Source organism: Streptomyces sp. B6B3 (genome assembly GCF_039871525.1).
Taxonomy (GTDB): domain Bacteria; phylum Actinomycetota; class Actinomycetes; order Streptomycetales; family Streptomycetaceae; genus Streptomyces.
This window is the reverse complement of sequence record NZ_JBDPLU010000073.1, coordinates 1-768: the sequence shown is the minus strand read 5'-3', so window position 1 is coordinate 768 and position 768 is coordinate 1. Positions and strand designations below refer to the sequence as shown.

Annotated in this window: 1 protein-coding gene; it reads left to right on the top strand. The window is 70.8% G+C overall.

Annotated elements, in window-relative coordinates; translation table 11 throughout:
- Nucleotides 1-768, top strand: a 768-nt coding sequence (locus ABGB06_RS39415) for an AMP-binding protein (RefSeq protein ID WP_347600569.1), incomplete at both ends; no start/stop codon positions are given.

Sequence of the window (768 nt, the reverse complement as noted above, 5' to 3'; positions counted from 1 at the left end):
GCCTGGCCCCAGGCGACCGAGCCGCCGTCGCACTCCCCCGCAGCCCCAACCTGATCGAGGCGTTCCTCGCCGTCGCCAAGACCGGCGCCGCCTTCGTGCCCATCGACACCGGCCACCCCACCAGCCGAATCAAACACCTACTGACCGACAGCAACCCCACCCTCCTCATCACCACCAGCGACTTCGCCCCACCGACCCACCCAGCGGTCCGCATCGACCTCGACGACGCCGACACAACCACTGCCCTGGCCGCCCACAGCGACGGACCGCTCCCTTGTGCTGCCACCCCCACCAGCGGCTTCTACCTGATGTACACCTCCGGCTCCACCGGCACCCCCAAGGGCGTGCTGACCCCGCACGGTGCCGTGACAGCGCTCGCCGCCGACACGACCTGGGCGCCCTTCGCGGCCGGCCGCACCCTCTTCCACGCCCCCCACACCTTCGACGCCTCCACGCTGGAGATCTGGATCCCCCTGCTCAACGGCGGCACCACCGTCATCGCCCCACCCCAACCCATCGACACCACCACCCTCCCCCAGCTGATCCGCGCACACGTTCTCGACGCGGTCCACCTCACCGCCGGCCTCTTCCGCGTCATCGCCGAGGAGGAACCGACGGCCCTCGCCGGCCTCCCACACCTACTGACCGGCGGCGACACCGTCCCCACCCACGCCATCACGGCCACCCGGAACGCCTGCCCTCAGCTGACCATCCACCACCTCTACGGCCCCACCGAGACCACCCTCTGCGCCACCACCCACACCCTCA